We start from the raw sequence: 16,641 nt of genomic DNA on the forward strand, positions 1-16,641 counted from the left end.
AAGGCAGGTGAGCGGGGTGTCGCTCGCGGGCAGGGGAGAGGCGGAGCTTAGGCTCGTACCGCCATGATTCGGTTCGAGAACGTCACGAAACGCTATCGCGGGACCACCAGGCCCGCGCTGTCCGGCGTCGACTTCGAAGTCCAGCGAGGAGAATTCGTCTTCCTCGTCGGGGCTTCCGGGTCGGGCAAGTCGACCTGCCTGCGACTGATCCTCCGTGAGGAGGTGCCGACGTCAGGACGCGTCGCGGTTCTCGGCCGGGATCTGCGCTCGCTCGCCAATCGCAAGGTCCCCTACTTCCGTCGCCACATCGGGTCGGTCTTCCAGGACTTCCGGCTGCTGCCGTCGAAGACGGTGTTCCAGAACGTGGCGTTCACACTCCAGGTGACCGGCTCGTCGAGAGGGTTCATCCAGCAGGCCGTGCCGGAGGCGCTCGCCCTGGTCGGTCTCGATGGCAAGCAGAAGCGGATGCCGCATGAGCTGTCCGGCGGCGAGCAACAGCGTGTGGCGATCGCCCGCGCCCTGGTCAACCGCCCGCAGGTCCTGCTCGCCGACGAGCCGACCGGCAACCTCGACCCCGGCACCTCGGTCGACATCATGCAGCTGCTCGCGCGGATCAATGCCGGAGGCACGACAGTGCTGATGGCGACGCACGAAGCTGCGTTCGTCGATGCGATGCAGCGCCGCGTCATCGAACTCCGCGACGGCGAGATGGTGCGCGACGAAGTGCACGGCGGATACGGCGACACCTCGAACATCCCGCGTCTCGTGCCAGAGGAGGTGCGCGGGGCGGCAGCAGCCGCCGCGCTCACCGCCGTGCAGGAGGTGCAGCGCCAGACCGCCGACCTGTCCGTGGTCAGGGCGGCGCTCACCGAGGAGCTCAGCGCGCAGCGCAAGGCGGCGGCGACGACATCGGATGCCGTGCCGACGGCATCCGAGACTCCCGAGGCCCAGGCCGCCCCGGCGGAGCCGCAGCCGGCCCCCGAGGCCGAGCAGCCGACGGCGGTGGGCCCTCGCACCCACCCGATCGTGCTTCCCCAGGTCGATGTGGCGGAGCTCGGCGTCGCCGATCGGCTGGGCCTGTCCGATGACGGCGACGAAGTGGGGCCGACCTCATGAGAATCGGTCTGATCCTGGCGGAAGCGCTCGGCGGCCTTCGCCGCAACATCTCGATGGTCATCTCCGTCGTGCTGGTCACCTTCGTGTCGCTGACCTTCGTCGGCGCGGCCATCCTCATGCAGGCGCAGATCGGCACGATGCGCGCCTACTGGTCGGAGCGCGCCCAGGTCGTCGTGTCGATGTGCTCGACTCTGTCCGAGTCCACGGAGTGCGTCGACGGCGCGGCCTCGGAGGAGCAGACCGCGGCCGTGAATGCGCAGCTCGAGGACGATGCCCTCGCCCGGTTGATCTCCGATGTGCGGTTCGAGACCAAGGACGAGGCCTACGCCAACATCGTCGACCAGCTCGGCGAGGACAAGGCGAGCCTGTTCACCGCCGATCAGATGTCGGAGAGCTTCTACGTGACGCTCAAGGATCCGACGCAGTCTCAGGTGCTGGTCGAAGCGTTCAACGGCAAGAGCGGTGTCGAGCAGGTGACGGATCAGCTGCAGTACCTGGAACCTCTGTTCTCGGCCCTCACCGTCGCCACCTACATCGCGGTCGGCATCGCCGTGCTCATGCTGATCGCGGCCATCCTGCTGATCGGCACCACGATCAGGCTGTCTGCGTACGCGAGACGCAAGGAGATCGGGATCATGCGCCTGGTGGGAGCGTCGAACCGGTTCATCCAGACGCCGTTCGTCCTGGAGGGCGTGTTCGCGGCCTTCCTCGGCTCGGTGCTCGCGAGCGCCGCAGTGCTCGCCGGTGTGCACTTCGGCGTCGACGGATACCTGCGCGGCCGAGTCGCCTTCATCACCACCTGGGTCGGCATGAGGGATGCGGCGATCGTCGTGCCCGTGCTGATCGGCATCGGCATCGTGCTCGCGGCCCTCTCTGCGGGCTTCGCGATCCGTCGCTGGCTGCGCACCTGATAAGCTGACGGGCTGTCGTGCGCACGTGCGCGACACGGAATCAGGAGAGCATCATGCCCAGGGAACGCGGGGAGAAGGTCATCGCGACCAATCGTCGCGCACGTCACGACTACAACATCGAGAAGTCGTACGAGGCGGGGATGGTGCTCACCGGCACCGAGGTCAAGTCGCTGCGTCAGGGACGCGCGAACCTCAGCGACGGGTATGCCTTCATCAAGGGCAACGAGGTGTTCCTCGACTCCGTGCACATCCCCGAGTACTCGCAGGGGCACTGGACCAACCACTCGGCCAAGCGCATCCGCAAGCTGCTGCTGCACCGCGAGGAGATCGCGAAGCTGCAGCACGCGGTCTCGGCCGGCGGCTACACGCTCGTCCCGCTCAAGCTGTACTTCTCCGACGGTCGCGCCAAGGTCGAGATCGCGCTCGCGAAGGGCAAGAAGGAGTACGACAAGCGCCAGACGCTCCGCGAGCGTCAGGACACCCGCGAGGCCGAGCGCGCGATGCGGCTGCGCAACCGCGTCGGCGAGTAGCCCCGGTTCCCGAGCGAGGGCGCCGAAGACTAGCGAGACGAAGGACTCACAAGCCCTTCGCGAACACGCGCTGCAGGAACGCGATCTCGCGGTCGAGCGCGTCGATGATGGTCTCCGCGCGGCGGAAGCCGTGACCCTCGCCGGGGTAGCAGACGTACTCGTGATCGACACCGTGCGCGGCCAGAGCGTCGCGGATTGCCTCCGACTGCGCCGGTGGCACGACGGGGTCGTCCGCTCCCTGCAGAAGCAGCACCGGCACGTCGATGCGATCGGCGTTCGTGAGCGGCGACCGTTCGATGTAGAGCGACTCGGATGCCGGCAGCGGCCCGACGAGTCCTTCGATGTAGTGCGCTTCGAAGTCGTGCGAGTGCTCGGCGAGGGCGCGCAGATCGGTCACGCCGTAGCGGCTGATCCCCGCGGCGAACGTGCCTCCTCGCACCACGGCGGAGAGCACCGTCCATCCACCTGCTGAGCTGCCGCGGATCGCGATGCGCGCCGGGTCGGCGAGCCCGGCATCCGCCAGCCCGCGTGCGGCGGCGATCACATCGTCGACCTCCACCACGCCCCACTGCCCCAGAAGCCGCTCCCGGTAGGCGCGTCCATAGCCGGTCGAGCCCCCGTAGTTCACGTCGAGCACGCCGATGCCGCGGCTCGTGTAGAACGCGATGGCCGCGGATGCTGCGCCCGTGACGTGCGCAGTGGGTCCGCCGTGCACGAACACGACGTAGGGAGGAAGCTCATCCGACGGCGGCTCGGCCGCGGGATTCGCGGGCTCGTAGGCGAAGGCGTGCACAGGACCGTGAGCTCCATCGACGACGATCTGCCTGGAGGGCGGCATCCAGGCGGCATCGACGGGCGAGCCGCCCGTGACCGTCGCGACCTCTCCGGTGGCGAGGTCCGCGCACCACACTCCGGGCGCGACCGTCGAGCCGCTGCCACTGAGCAGCACCCGGGAGCCGCTGGTCGCGTCGACGCTCACGTGCCCGTCGCAGGGAACGTCCAGCACCTGAGTGCTTCCGTCGGGCGAGATCACCACGACCTCGTCCCGGCCGTTGGTGCGCACCGCGACGATGCGTCCGTCGGTGAGCGGCTGATACCAGCGGTTGCCCAGCACCCACAGGCCGTATCCGGTGTCGGCGTCCGTCGAGGTGATGCGCACGCCCTCGACGCCCGCAGACGGCGCGTCCAGCCGCAGGCGGTGCAGCTGCCAGCGACCGTCGGGGTCGTCGGCGTAGAGCAGCTCGTCATCGCCGACCCACTCCGGCTGCAGAGCCGCTCGGGTGCGGACGCTCACGAGCTCGTGATCATCGAGGCGGGTCAGCGCGAGCATCGCCTCGTCCCACGGCATCCGCTCTCCGCCCCACTCGACCCAGGCCATCCGGGCGCCGTCGGGGGAGAGTGCGGGGTGCGCGAAGAACCCGGGGCCGCTCGCGATGACGTCGATCGCCGAGGAGTCCTCCGCGGCGGAGCCGTCGACGGGGATCTCCACGATCGCGCGCAGGTGCGGGTCGACCGTGAGGTCCTCGCGGACGGCGAACAGCCGTCCCTGCTGCAGCCGGAGCCCTCCGTGAGCGGGGCCCGCGGGTGTGAGCGGCATCGGCTGTGCGTCGGGGGACAGACGGTGCACGCGCTGCTCGCGAGCGTCGACGAAGAACAGCGTGCCGTCGGCATCCGCCGTCCACGATCCGCCGCCGTACTCGTGCACGCGCGAGCGAGCGCTCCAGGGCGCCGGCAGCACCTCTCGACCCGACGAGCTGCGCACCGTCATCCGTCCGCCTTCGGCCGGGACAGACTCGCTCCACCAGATCTCGTCGCCGACGAAGGCTGCGCCGTCGATGCGGGGGGCGGATGCCGCGACCGAGGCGGCGGTGAACGGCGAAGACCAGAATCCGTACGGCGTCGACATGCTTCGAGCCTGACACACTCCGTCACAGTTGATGCGCGCGGCAGCCGAATGACATAGGTTTCTGGAAACGCCCGGTTCGCCCGGGCGTGGAGCGACAGCCGAGCCCGGCACCCGCCCGCGATGAAGACGCAGATCTGTGTCTTCCGCGGTCCGTGCCCGCCCTGTCCCAGGAGTAGAAGATGTCTTCCGAGACGCTGAACCCCCGAGTGCCGTTCTCCTTCGAGCTGTACCCGCCGCGCTCCGAGTCGAGCCAGGCCGCGCTGCACGAGACGGTGCGGCGGCTCGCGGCGGCAGGCCCCGACTTCATCTCGGTGACTTACGGCGCGGGCGGCTCGACGGGCGGACGCTCGCTCGAGGTGCTCCGCTTCATCCGCGAGCACACCGACGTCGAGCCGCTCGCGCACATCACCTGCGTGGGCAACACCTACGCGGGAGCGGCGGCACTCATCCGTGAGTTCCTCGATGCCGGCATCCTGAGCTTCCTCGCGCTGCGCGGCGACCCGCCCGCGGGCCACGACGAGCCGTTCCTCGGGGACCTGGAGAGCGCGGCCCAGCTCGTGCAGCTCATCGACCGGGTGCAGGCGGAGCGCTCTCCCTACGAGGAGGCCCCCGTTCCTGGTCTCCCCGGGGCTGCGACCGTCGGCGCCCGGCGCAAGGCGACCGTCGCCGTGGCCGCATTCCCGAACGGGCACCCGCGCTCGACGCACCGCTGGCAGGACATCGATGCCCTCCTGGCGAAGCAGGCTGCGGGCGCCTCGTCCGCCATCACGCAGCTCTTCTTCCACTCCGACGACTACCTGAGCTTCGTCGAGAAGGCACGCGCCGAGGGCGTGACGATCCCGATCCTCCCGGGCATCATGCCGATCGTGTCGCCGGTTCGCCTCGCACGCGTTCTCGAGCTCACGGGAGAGACGCTGCCGAGTGAGCTCTCCATCGCGCTGGACGTCGAACCCACGCCAGAGGGGCGCCACGAGATCGGCGTGGAGTGGGCAGCCCGGCTCGCGCGCGAGGTCGTCGCGGGCGGCGCACCCGGCATCCATCTGTACGCGTTCAACCAGCACCACACCGTGCTCACAGTCCTGGAAGAGGCCGGCGTCCTGCCCGCAGCACGAATGCGCTGACCTCGACCGGTCGACCCTCGCCGCACGCAGCCCGCGCTGCAGCAGTGTTCGTCGACGCCCGAAACCACCCGTACCACCGCTGAAAGGAATCTCCTCATGTCCGATTTCCCCGTTGGCACCATCCTCGGATACCCCCGCATCGGCCGCCGCCGTGAGCTCAAGAAGGCCGTCGAGGCGTTCTGGGCCGGCCGCTCCGATCTCGCCGAGCTCGAGGCGACGGCCGCCGCGCTGCGCGCCGCCACTCGCGAGCGGCTCGCCGCTCTCGGCCTCGGCCAGGCGGACTCGGCCATCCCCGAATCGTTCTCGTTCTACGACCAGGTGCTCGATGCCGCCGTGACGGTCGGCGCGATCCCGGCGCGCTTCGAAGATCTCCGCTCCGCCGACGGCGCGATCGGGCTGCCCGCGTACTTCACCATCGCGCGCGGCGAAGGCGAGCGCGCACCGCTCGAGATGACCAAGTGGTTCGACTCGAACTACCACTACCTCGTGCCCGAGATCGGACCGGAGACGAGTTTCTCGCTCTCCAGCGACCGCCTCGTGCGTGAGGTCGCAGAAGGCGTCGCCGCCGGCTTCGTGACGCGACCCGTGATCGTCGGACCGGTCACTCTGCTGGCATTGGCGAAGGCGTCGGATGCCGCGCCCGAGGGCTTCGACCCGCTGTCGCGCCTCGATGAACTTCTGCCCGTCTACGTCGAACTGCTCGCGGCGCTCAAGGACGCGGGAGCCGAGTGGGTGCAGCTCGACGAGCCGGCGCTGGTGAGCGAGTCGCTTCCGGCCTCCACCGCTCAGCTGGCGGATGCCGCGGCGCGCGCACTCGCGGTGCTCGGCGGCGCTCCGGCGCGCCCCTCGATCCTCGTGGCGGCGCCGTACGCCGACCTCGGCGAGACCTTCGCCGTGCTCGCCGCGGCGCCCGTCGAGGCGATCGCGGTCGACCTCGTCCGCGGCGGCGTTCCCACGTCGGCGCCGGGGCTGGAGAACAAGACCCTCGTGGGCGGCGTGATTGACGGGCACAACATCTGGCGCGGGGATCTGGCGGCGGCCGCGGACCGCCTCGAGGCTCTCGGCCGGCTCGGCGCGGCATCCGTCTCGGCATCCACCTCGACCTCTCTGCTGCACGTGCCCCACGACGTCGACGACGAGACGAAGCTCGATGCACGCCTGGTGTCGTGGCTGGCCTTCGCAGACCAGAAGGTCGCGCAGGTCGTGACGCTCGCCCGCGGGCTCTCCGAGGGACGCGACGCGATCGCGGGCGAGCTCGATGCGGCATCCGCAGCCCTGGCAGATCGTCTGTCCGCCCCCGGCGTGCGCGACGGCGCCGTCCGCGGTCGCGCACTCACAGAGGCGGACTTCTCCCGCCCGTCGTACGAGGAGCGCGAATCGGCGCAGGAGGCGCTCGGCCTGCCCGCCCTGCCGCTCACCACGATCGGCTCCTTTCCGCAGACCGGCGACATCCGGCAGGCGCGCGCCCGCTTCACCCGCGGGGAGATCCCCGCGGAGGATTACGAGGAGTTCCTGCGTCGCGAGGTGTCCAGCGTGGTCTCGCTGCAGGAGGACCTCGGCCTGGACGTCCTCGTGCATGGCGAGCCCGAGCGCAACGACATGGTGCAGTACTTCGCCGAGAACCTCGATGGCTTCGACGTCACCGAGAACGGCTGGGTGCAGTCCTACGGCTCCCGCGCGACGCGTCCGTCGATCCTCTGGGGAGACGTCTCGCGTCCCGCACCGATCACGGTCGGATGGTCGAGCTTCGCGCAGTCGCTGACGACGAAGCACATGAAGGGGATGCTCACGGGCCCCGTGACGATCCTCGCGTGGTCCTTCGTGCGCGACGACCAGCCGCTCGGCGAGACCGCGAACCAGGTCGCGCTCGCGCTGCGTGACGAGATCGCCGATCTCGAGGCCGCCGGGATCGCGATCATCCAGGTGGACGAGCCTGCCCTGCGCGAGCTGCTGCCGCTGAAGAAGGCCGACCAGCCCGCATACCTGAAGTGGTCGGTGGACTCGTTCCGCCTCGCGACCGGTGGCGCCGCCGCGGGCACCCAGGTGCACACGCACCTGTGCTACTCGGAGTTCGGCGTCGTGATCGATGCGATCCGCGCGCTGGACGCCGACGTCACCTCGATCGAGGCGGCGCGCAGCCGCATGGAGGTCGTGGCTGATGTCGCCGAGGCCGGATTCGATCACGGCATCGGGCCGGGCGTCTACGACATCCACTCGCCTCGCGTGCCGAGCGTCGAAGAGGTCGAGACTCTGCTGCGCCGGGCCGTCGACGAGATCCCGCTGCGTCAGCTGTGGGTGAACCCGGACTGCGGTCTCAAGACGCGCGGCTACGACGAGACGGTCGCGTCGCTGCGCAACATCGTCGAGGCGACCAGGCGTGTGCGCGAGGACGTCTCGGTCACGGTGTGACACACAGCAGAGGCCCCGCTCCGGTCCGAACGGAGCGGGGCCTCTGCGGTCCTCAGGACCGGTGGTGCACGTCTTGCAGACGGTACACCGGGGTGTCCAGGCCGACGTGGCGCGCCTTCAGCTGCAGGGACAGGTACAGCGAGTAGTGCCGCGACTGATGCAGGTTGCCGCCGTGGAACCAGAGGTTCTGCTGCTGAGTCGGCTTCCACATGTTGCGCTGCTCGCCTTCCCAGGGTCCCGGGTCCTTCGTGGTGTCCGAGCCGAGTCCCCAGCACTTGCCCACCCGGTCTGCGACCTCGTCGCTGATCAGGTCGGCGACCCAGCCGTTCATCGAGCCGTAGCCGGTGGCGTAGACCACGAGATCTGCGGGCAGGATCGTCCCGTCCTTCAGGACGACGGCATCCTCGGTCAGATGGTCGACGTCGCCCTTGGCCAGCTTGACCTCGCCGTCGGCCACGAGCTCGGCTGCACCGACATCGATGTAGTAACCGGATCCGCGACGCAGGTACTTCAGGAACAGGCCGGAGCCGTCGTCTCCCCAGTCGAGGTCGAACCCGGCGGCGGTCAGACGATCGTAGAACTCCTTGTCGCGCTCCTTCATCTGCTCGTAGAGGGGGATCTGGAACTCGTGCATGATCCGGTAGGGGAGCGAGGCGAAGATCAGGTCGGCCTTCTCGGTCGTGACACCGGCGGCGATCGCGCGCTCCGAATACAGATCGCCGAGACCGATGTCCATGAGCGTGTCGCTCTTGACGATGTGCGTCGAGGAGCGCTGCACCATCGTGACATCGGCGCCGTTCTCCCACAGCGCGCCGCAGATGTCGAATGCGGAGTTGTTGCTGCCGATCACGACCACGCGCTTGCCGGCGTACGCGTCGGGACCGGGATGCTGAGAGGAGTGCTGCTGCTCGCCGCGGAAGACGTCCTGTCCGGAAAACTCGGGCACATTCGGCTTCCCTGACATACCGGTCGCGAACACGAGCTGCGTGGGCTGGAGGGTGAGCGGCTTGCCCTCACGCTCGACCTGCACGCTCCACGTGCCCGAAGCGTCGTCGAAGGAGGCGCTCGTGGCGACCGTGTTCGACCAGTACGGGACCTCCATGACCTTCACATAGGACTCGAGCCAGTCGCCCACCTTGTCCTTGGGCGCGAAGACCGGCCAGTTCTCGGGGAACTTGATGTACGGCAGATGGTCGTACCAGACAGGGTCGTGCAGGCACAGCGACTTGTAACGGCTTCGCCACTGATCGCCGGGACGCGGATGCTTGTCGATGACGAGTGCCGGCACGCCGAGCTGTCTCAGCCGTGCTCCGAGTGCGATGCCGCCCTGCCCTCCGCCGATCACGAGAACGTAGGGCTGGGTGTCGACTCCGAGGGACTGCTCTTCCGCCCGTCGCTTCTCGAGCCAGGTGACGCGGTCACGGCGGGCGCCGTGCTCGGCCCCCTTCGGACGCCGCTCGCGCAGGGGCTCCTCGTGCCCGGTGAGCTCGTAGAGCGTGGTGAGCAGCGTCCAGGCCTTCGGGCCGTTCTCGTCGATCAGGCGGAGGAGGCCTCTGCCGCGTCCTGCAGCCGTCTCGAACTCGAACCAGGCCGTCGTGACGCCGTCGGATGACTCGGCCGGCTCGGTCAGGCGGAATCCGTGCGGTGCCGTCCCGTCGAGGGTCGCCGAGAGGAGATCGGCGACTCCGTGCGGATTCTCGACCGTCGTGATGTTCCAGGACAACGCGATCAGGTCGCGCCAGAAGCTCGTCGCCGCGAACAGGCCAGAAGCGCGCCCGATGTCACGGGCGGCGAGTGCGTCTTCGAACTCGGAGAACCACGCGGTCGCGAGGTCTGTGGGCTGGGTGGGTGCGGCCGGCATCGTCGCGGGCCGCTCATCGGTGTCGATCATGAACTCATGAGACGCCGGATGGGTGTCTCGGGGTAAGAGTTGCACGGTGTTGCAACGGACGGATGGCTAGACTCCCCGCCATGGCATCGTCGCCGGATCTCGCTGGGCTCGCCCGCAACCTCGTGCGGGTGCATGACGCCGTGCTCTCCGGGGCGCAGCCGCCGCAGCCGCCGCGCCGCGTCGTGGAGAGATCGTGGCACCGCACGCTGAGCCTGGGAGTCGATCCCGAGGCACGCAGCCGGCACGAGCCGCTGTCGGCGGCCGAGATCGAAGCACGACGCCGGCGCTCGCGGCTCGCTCTGGTCATCGACGAGCTCCGCGCGCCGCTGCTCGCGGCGGCGGACGCGTCGTCATACCTCGTCGTGGTGACGGATGCCGAGGGCACCGTGCTCTGGCGCGACGGTGCGCATCGGGTGAAGAGCCACGCGGATGCGCTGGGATTCGTGGAAGGCGCGTTGTGGACCGAGGGTGCGGTGGGGACGAACGCGATCGGCACCGCGCTCGTCGAAGGGGCGCCGGTGCAGCTCTTCTCCGCCGAGCACTTCGAGAGGGCGCAGGCGCCGTGGTACTGCACAGCGGAGCCGATCCACGATCCGATCGACGGCTCGCTGCTCGGAGTCGTCGATGTCAGCGGACCGGCGCTGACACTGCATCCGGCGATCCGAGCGCTCGTGTCGGCATCCGTGCAACTGGCCACGGCCCGCCTGTGGAGGAATCATGGCGAGGGGCTCGAGCGTCTTCGCCGCGCTGCGGAACCGCTGCTGGCCGGTGTCAACGGCCCGCTTCTCGTCGTCGACGATCACGGGTGGGTCGCCGCCCAGCGCGGGCTCTCGGCGCGCGATCGTGTGGAGGCTCCTCAGGCCGATCGCGCCGTCGCCGTGCCGGAACTCGGCTTATGCCTGCCGGAGCGCCTGGGCAGCGGATGGCTGATCCGTCCGACGCCAGGGCGGGTGGTGTTCACCTCCGTGCTCGATCTCGTCGCCACACCGGCCATGCTGGAGGTGCAGGCCGGAGACTCCTCGTGGCGGATGTCCCTCAGCCCTCGCCATGCGCAGCTCCTCGCCGCGCTCTCGCAGGCCGGGCCTGCGGGAACCTCCGCCGGAGAACTCAGCCGGCAGCTGTTCGGCGACGCGGATCATCAGGTGACGGTTCGCGCCGAGTTCTCACGGCTGCGTCGCGCGGTCGGCGCGCTCGTCGCAGGCAACCCGTATCGTGTCGTCGACGGCGTGCAACTCGTCGTGCACCGAGCGGGGTGACCGCGACTCAGACTGCGCGGAGCACGGCCACGACCTTGCCGAGCACCGTGGCCTCGTCGCCGAGGATCGGCTCGAAGGCAGAGTTGCGGGGGAGCAGCCAGGTGTGCCCGTCTCGCCGCCGAAGCACTTTCACCGTCGCCTCGCCGTCGAGCATCGCCGCGACGATCTCGCCGTTCTCGGCGGTGTGCTGGGTGCGCACCACGACCCAGTCGCCGTCGCAGATCGCGGCGTCGATCATCGACTCGCCCGACACCTTGAGCATGAACAGGTCGCCCTTGCCCACGAGCTGGCGCGGCAGCGGGAAGATCTCCTCCACCTGCTGATCGGCGGTGATCGGCACCCCGGCCGCGATGCGGCCGACGAGCGGCACCAGCGCCGCATCGCCCACGGGCGTCGCGACATCAGCGGGGTTCTCGCCGCTCGATCCCGGGAGGTCGATCAGGACCTCCATCGCGCGGGTCTTGCCGGGGTCGCGGCGGAGGTAACCGCTCAGCTCGAGCTGGCCGAGCTGGTGCGTGACGCTGGAGAGCGACTTCAGACCCACCGCATCGCCGATCTCTCGCATGCTGGGCGGATATCCGTGACGGCTGATCGAGCTCTGGATGACCTCGAGGATCGCCATCTGCTTCGGGCTCAGGCTCTTGCGGCGGCGGGTTCGCGGCGCCTCGGGTTCGGGGGCGGAGTTGTCGCTCATCGTGCTCCTTAGATGCGTGATTCCGGGGCCGCAGTTCGAATGTCGGTGGTCCGTGATGTGGTGTCCGTATCGAAACCGTATCCGAGAAACGCGCCGATCTGGAAGATCTGTTCGAGCGTGTCGGCAGATTCTCGAATCCGTTTTCGAAGAACGCTTGACAGATGTTCGAATTCGAAGATACATTCGGAACGTAGCTTCGCATCCACGGCTCCCGGCCGAGCCGTGCATGCGAACGCTACGCCAACTTCCCCTCTGGGGGCTTCCCTACGGAAGCGACGAGAAGGAGCATGACATGAGCACCATCGCCTTCGGCACCGCGGCAGTTCTTCCCGAGCGTCCTGCGACGCGACTGCGGGTGACCGCGCGGGGGCGACGGGTGCTCCTGGTTCTCGCGTCGGTTCCGCTCGCAGCCGGCATCGCGTTCGGCGTCCTCAGCGGCGGCAGCGCTCTCGCCTCGAACGAGGCGTCGTCGACAGCGACGTTCGAGACCATCACCGTCGTGCCCGGCGATTCGCTCTGGTCCATCGCCTCGAAGGTGGCGCCGAACGAAGATCCTCGCGTGGTCATCGACGAGATCAGCGATCTCAACATGCTCGCGGGATCGACGCTGCAGGTCGGCGATGAGCTGGCGATCCCCGCACAGTACTCGAACTGAGCCTCCGACGGGCTCAAGCGCCCAAGGCCTCCGACGGGCTCAGGCACCCAAGGGGTGAGTTGTGTCACGTGGGTCGGGTGCGGGGGCATCGCGTTCTAGCATGGGAAGGGTGACCGCTTCTCTCGACGACTTGCCTCTTCGCGACGACCTCCGTGGGCTCACTCCATACGGAGCCCCGCAGGCGCCGCTTCCGATCGCACTCAACGTCAACGAGAACACTCATCCCGTGCCGGATGCGGTCGCCAGCGACATCCTCGATGACATCGCCGTGGCGATCCGCGACGTGAACCGCTATCCCGATCGCGAGTTCACCACTCTCCGTGAGGGTTTCGCAGACTACCTCGGGCACGGTCTGACCGCTGAGCAGATCTGGGCGGGCAACGGCTCCAACGAGGTGCTCCAGCACATCCTGCAGGCGTTCGGCGGCCCAGGGCGCACCGCGTTCGGTTTCGCGCCGACCTACTCGATGTACCCCCTGATCGCGCAGGGCACGGGTGCTCGCTGGGTCGCGGGGACTCGGGAATCGGATTACACGATCACTCCGGAGGAAGCCGCGGAGCAGGTGCGCGCGGTCGATCCCGACGTGATCCTGCTGTGCTCGCCCAACAACCCGACCGGTACGCCGCTGGGGCTCGACGTCGTCCAAGCCGTGTACGACGCTGCCCGTGGCGTCGTGATCGTCGACGAGGCCTATCAGGAGTTCGCGCCGCGGGATGCGGCATCCGCCTTGACTCTTCTCGAGGGGCGTCCGCGGCTCGCCGTGTCGCGGACGATGAGCAAGGCCTTCGCGTTCGCGGGCGCCCGCGTCGGCTATCTCGCCGCCGACCCGGCGTTCATCGACGCCCTGCGGCTGGTGCGTCTGCCGTATCACCTGAGCGCGCTCACGCAGGCCGCGGCCATCGCCGCCCTGCGCAATGCGGACGTCATGCTCGCCATGGTCGACGAGATCATCGAGCAGCGCGACCGCATCTCGGCGACGCTCGAGGCGCTCGGCTACACGCCGCACGAATCATGGTCCAACTTCGTCCTCTTCGGTGGCGTGCGCGATCCGAAGACGGTCTGGCAGCAGCTGTACGACCAGGGCGTGCTGATCCGCGACGTCGGGATCCCGGGGCACCTGCGTGTCACAGCCGGAACGGAGGCGGAGACCACCGCATTCCTCGACGCCCTCGCCTCGATAGGATCGGCATCATGAGCACCCCCGCGCCTCGCACCTCTCGTCGTGTCCGCAGCACGTCGGAGTCCACGGTCGAACTCGAGCTGAACCTCGACGGAACGGGTGTCAGCCACATCGACACGTCCGTGCCCTTCTTCGACCACATGCTCACGGCGTTCGCGAAGCACTCGCTCACCGACCTCACGGTGCGGGCATCGGGTGACACCGACATCGACGCCCACCACACGGTCGAGGACATCTCGATCGTCCTCGGACAGGCGATCCGCGAGGCCCTCGGCGACAAGTCGGGGATCTCCCGGTACGGCGACGCTCTGGTGCCCCTCGACGAGGCGCTTGCGCAGGCCGTGGTCGACATCTCCGGGCGGCCGTACCTCGTGCACGAGGGCGAGCCCGCGGGCTTCGAATACCACCTGATCGGCGGTCACTTCACCGGTGCGCTGGTGCGGCACTCGTTCGAGGCCATCACCTTCAACGCGGGCCTCACCGTGCACGTCCGCGTGCTCGGCGGCCGTGACCCGCACCACATCGCCGAAGCGGAGTACAAGGCGTTCGCGCGTGCCTTCCGTCAGGCCAAGGCGCTCGATCCGCTGGTCGACGGCATCCCATCGACCAAGGGCGCACTGTGACCTCCGCGCCCCGGGTCGCCGTCTTCGACTACGAATCCGGCAATGTGCACTCCGCCGTCAAGGCCCTCGTTGCAGCCGGAGCGGATGCCGTGCTCACCCGTGACAAGAAGCTCGCACTCGAGGCGGACGGTCTCGTGGTGCCCGGAGTCGGGGCCTTCCAAGCCGTGCGCGATGCGCTGTACGCGCACGGCGGCGACGAGATCATCGATCGCAGACTTGCGGGCGGCCGCCCGGTGCTCGGGATCTGCGTGGGGATGCAGGTGCTCTTCGCGCACGGTGTCGAGCGCGGCCATGACACAGAAGGCCTCGGCGAGTGGCCGGGCGCCGTCACCGAGCTGAATGCCCCGGTGCTGCCGCACATGGGCTGGAACACCGTCGAGCCCGGCGCCGACAGCGTGCTGTTCCGCGGCATCGAAGAAGAGCGCTTCTACTTCGTGCACTCCTACGCCGCGCAGTCGTGGGAGCTCGACGTCATTCCGCCGTTCCCGCAGCCGGTTCTCACCTGGACGACCTACGGCGACCCGTTCCTCGCCGCCGTCGAGAACGGGCCGCTGTCGGCGACTCAGTTCCACCCCGAGAAGTCCGGCGACGCCGGCATCCAGCTGCTGCGCAACTGGGTGGGCAGTCTCTGACTCGGGCGCACGGCGTCACGCATTTGGGTGAGCGCCGATCGCAGGGGTACCCTCGATTCTCGTGCCTGCCATGGGCGCTTTCCCACCACTCAAGGACGTCATGAACGACTTCGCGCAGTCTCCCTCTCTCACCCTGCTCCCCGCCGTCGACGTGGCCGGCGGCAAGGCCGTCCGGCTCACTCAGGGTGAGGCCGGCAGCGAGACCAGCTACGGCGATCCGCTTGACGCTGCGGGGGAGTGGGTCGCGCAGGGCGCCCAGTGGATTCACCTCGTCGACCTCGACGCCGCCTTCGGCCGGGGCAGCAACGCGCCGATCCTCCGCAAGGTCATCAAGCAGTTCAAGAACGTGAACATCGAGCTCTCCGGCGGCATCCGCGACGACGCCACACTGGAGGCTGCACTCGAGAGCGGCGCGACGCGCATCAACCTCGGCACCGCTGCACTGGAGAACCCCGAGTGGGCCGCCGACGTGATCGGGCGATTCGGCGAGGCGATCGCAGTCGGACTCGACGTGCGTGGCACGACGCTCGCCGCGCGCGGCTGGACCAAGGACGGTGGCGACCTCTGGGAGGTTCTCGACCGCCTCGAGGATGCCGGATGCAGCCGTTACGTGGTCACCGACGTGACGAAGGACGGCACGCTCCGCGGCCCGAACCTCGACCTGCTGCGCGAGATGACCTCGCGCACCCCGAAGCCGGTGGTCGCCTCCGGCGGCATCGCCAACCTCGACGACATCGCGGCTCTTCGCGAACTCGTGCCGCTCGGCGTCGAGGGCGCGATCGTCGGCAAGGCTCTCTACGCCGGCGCGTTCACGCTGGCCGAGGCGCTGGATGTCGCAGGAGACTGAGCCGCACTCCTGCGGTCCGGAGTCGCACAATCACGGCGACTCGGCACCTCCAGGCGGACCCGGCGACTCGGCACCTCCAGGCGGAGCCGGCGACTCGGCAGGCGTCCCCTGGGAGGGGCGCAGCTTCGAGTCGAATCCGCACGCGGCAGACGACGGCTCCGCCGACCCGGCGCTTCTCGACGCGCTGCAGCGTTTCCGGGCAGGGGATGGTTCGCAGGCCGAGGTCGTCGATGCGTTCCGCTCTGCGCGCGTACTCATCCCGCTCGTCGCCGAGAAGGGCGACGACGGCGTCGGTCCGACCGGTCTCGTCGTCGACAAGACGCAGGAGCTCTCGATCGTGACGGTGGCCGCTCCTGACGGGCGTCGCGTGCAGCCCGTCTTCTCCTCCGTCGAGGCGATGCAGAGGTGGGATGCGACGGCGCGGCCGATCCCGGTCGAGGCTGTGCGTGCGGCGCTCGCGGCGTCGTCAGAGGACACCGATCTGATCGTTCTCGATCCGACGTCCGCCACCGAGTTCGTCCTTCGCCGGCCCGCCGTCTGGGCCGTCGCCCAGGGCCACGCATGGGAGCCGAGCTTCCTGTCGCCCGAGGTCTTCGCCGCGCTTCAGCAGAGCGTGGCGCATGAACTGGCCGTGATCGATGTCGCGGTCGAGGCGGGAGATCCCGATGCACGACTTCGCGGTCCCGAGCTCGTGGTGATCCTCGAGCTCGTCGACGGCCTCGAGCGCGAGGTGCTGGATGCGGTCCTGCAGCGTCTCGCGCAGCGCTGGGCCGCCGACGACCGCATCGCCGTGCTCGCGGACTCGCTGACCGTGAAGCTCCGCCGCTCCGCCTGAACTCCGCAGGGTCCGCGGTCGTAGGGCGCCCTTCG

15 protein-coding genes are annotated in these 16,641 nt (G+C 69.0%); 12 read left to right on the plus strand and 3 right to left on the minus strand.

Features of this window, described 5'->3' with window-relative positions; translation table 11 throughout:
• Positions 1-63 precede the first annotated feature (63 nt).
• Genes ftsE through smpB form a run of 3 tightly spaced genes read left to right on the plus strand, consistent with a single transcriptional unit; the run spans position 64 to position 2,557 of the window.
• Entirely contained in the window at positions 64-1,116 is a 1,053-nt protein-coding gene (gene ftsE / locus RS84_RS02025; protein ID WP_045256079.1) for a cell division ATP-binding protein FtsE, read from the plus strand.
• Positions 1,113-2,027: a permease-like cell division protein FtsX gene (gene ftsX, locus RS84_RS02030; RefSeq protein WP_045256080.1), complete on the plus strand. Its 915-nt coding sequence runs from the start codon at positions 1,113-1,115 to the stop codon at positions 2,025-2,027. The genes ftsE and ftsX overlap by 4 nt, the downstream gene beginning before the upstream one ends.
• 53 nt (positions 2,028-2,080) lie before the next feature.
• Positions 2,081-2,557: an SsrA-binding protein SmpB gene (gene smpB, locus RS84_RS02035; RefSeq protein ID WP_045256081.1), complete on the plus strand. Its 477-nt coding sequence runs from the start codon at positions 2,081-2,083 to the stop codon at positions 2,555-2,557.
• A 46-nt stretch (positions 2,558-2,603) separates the two neighbouring features.
• Here the strand turns inward: smpB and RS84_RS02040 are convergent, their stop codons facing one another.
• The gene (locus tag RS84_RS02040; protein ID WP_045256082.1) at positions 2,604-4,463 is read right to left on the minus strand and encodes a prolyl oligopeptidase family serine peptidase; all 1,860 of its coding nucleotides are present in this window, start codon (positions 4,461-4,463) and stop codon (positions 2,604-2,606) included.
• A gap of 179 nt (positions 4,464-4,642) precedes the next feature.
• Between RS84_RS02040 and RS84_RS02045 the strand changes: the two genes are divergently transcribed.
• Positions 4,643-5,584 carry a methylenetetrahydrofolate reductase gene (locus RS84_RS02045; protein ID WP_045256083.1) on the plus strand — a complete coding sequence of 314 codons (942 nt, stop codon included), beginning with the start codon at positions 4,643-4,645 and terminating at the stop codon, positions 5,582-5,584.
• A 96-nt stretch (positions 5,585-5,680) separates the two neighbouring features.
• The gene (metE, locus tag RS84_RS02050; protein WP_045256084.1) at positions 5,681-7,993 is read left to right on the plus strand and encodes a 5-methyltetrahydropteroyltriglutamate--homocysteine S-methyltransferase; all 2,313 of its coding nucleotides are present in this window, start codon (positions 5,681-5,683) and stop codon (positions 7,991-7,993) included.
• Positions 7,994-8,045: 52 nt separating this feature from the next.
• On the opposite strand, the gene RS84_RS02055 is transcribed toward metE, so the two are convergent.
• Positions 8,046-9,854, minus strand: a complete 1,809-nt coding sequence (locus RS84_RS02055) for a flavin-containing monooxygenase (RefSeq protein ID WP_152641733.1) — start codon at positions 9,852-9,854, stop codon at positions 8,046-8,048.
• 110 nt (positions 9,855-9,964) lie between these two features.
• On the opposite strand from RS84_RS02055, the gene RS84_RS02060 reads away from it, so the two are divergent.
• Positions 9,965-11,140, plus strand: coding sequence for a GAF domain-containing protein (locus RS84_RS02060; RefSeq protein WP_235281362.1), 1,176 nt, complete (start codon positions 9,965-9,967; stop codon positions 11,138-11,140).
• A 7-nt stretch (positions 11,141-11,147) separates the two neighbouring features.
• Here RS84_RS02060 and lexA read toward each other — a convergent pair whose 3' ends face one another.
• The gene (gene lexA / locus RS84_RS02065; RefSeq protein ID WP_045256087.1) at positions 11,148-11,834 is read right to left on the minus strand and encodes a transcriptional repressor LexA; all 687 of its coding nucleotides are present in this window, start codon (positions 11,832-11,834) and stop codon (positions 11,148-11,150) included.
• Positions 11,835-12,126: 292 nt separating this feature from the next.
• Here lexA and RS84_RS02070 point away from each other — a divergent pair, with 292 nt between their 5' ends.
• The 6 genes from RS84_RS02070 (at position 12,127) to RS84_RS02095 (ending at position 16,606) form a co-directional block, all read left to right on the plus strand.
• The gene (locus tag RS84_RS02070; RefSeq protein WP_045256088.1) at positions 12,127-12,489 is read left to right on the plus strand and encodes a LysM peptidoglycan-binding domain-containing protein; all 363 of its coding nucleotides are present in this window, start codon (positions 12,127-12,129) and stop codon (positions 12,487-12,489) included.
• 100 nt (positions 12,490-12,589) lie between these two features.
• Positions 12,590-13,684, plus strand: coding sequence for a histidinol-phosphate transaminase (locus RS84_RS02075; protein ID WP_200891950.1), 1,095 nt, complete (start codon positions 12,590-12,592; stop codon positions 13,682-13,684).
• Positions 13,681-14,292 (plus strand): imidazoleglycerol-phosphate dehydratase HisB, encoded by a 612-nt coding sequence (gene hisB / locus RS84_RS02080; protein WP_045256090.1) that lies wholly within the window; start codon positions 13,681-13,683, stop codon positions 14,290-14,292. Before RS84_RS02075 ends, hisB begins: the two co-directional genes overlap by 4 nt.
• Complete coding sequence (hisH, locus tag RS84_RS02085) at positions 14,289-14,924, plus strand: imidazole glycerol phosphate synthase subunit HisH (protein WP_045256091.1); 636 nt, start codon at positions 14,289-14,291, stop codon at positions 14,922-14,924. Before hisB ends, hisH begins: the two co-directional genes overlap by 4 nt.
• A 100-nt stretch (positions 14,925-15,024) precedes the next feature.
• A complete protein-coding gene (priA, locus tag RS84_RS02090) occupies positions 15,025-15,771 on the plus strand; it encodes a bifunctional 1-(5-phosphoribosyl)-5-((5-phosphoribosylamino)methylideneamino)imidazole-4-carboxamide isomerase/phosphoribosylanthranilate isomerase PriA (protein ID WP_045256092.1) in 747 nt (248 codons plus the stop codon).
• Positions 15,755-16,606 (plus strand): SseB family protein, encoded by an 852-nt coding sequence (locus tag RS84_RS02095; RefSeq protein ID WP_045256093.1) that lies wholly within the window; start codon positions 15,755-15,757, stop codon positions 16,604-16,606. Before priA ends, RS84_RS02095 begins: the two co-directional genes overlap by 17 nt.
• Positions 16,607-16,641: the final 35 nt, after the last annotated feature.

This window comes from Microbacterium hydrocarbonoxydans (assembly GCF_000956475.1).
GTDB classification, from domain to species: Bacteria; Actinomycetota; Actinomycetes; order Actinomycetales; family Microbacteriaceae; genus Microbacterium; species Microbacterium hydrocarbonoxydans_A.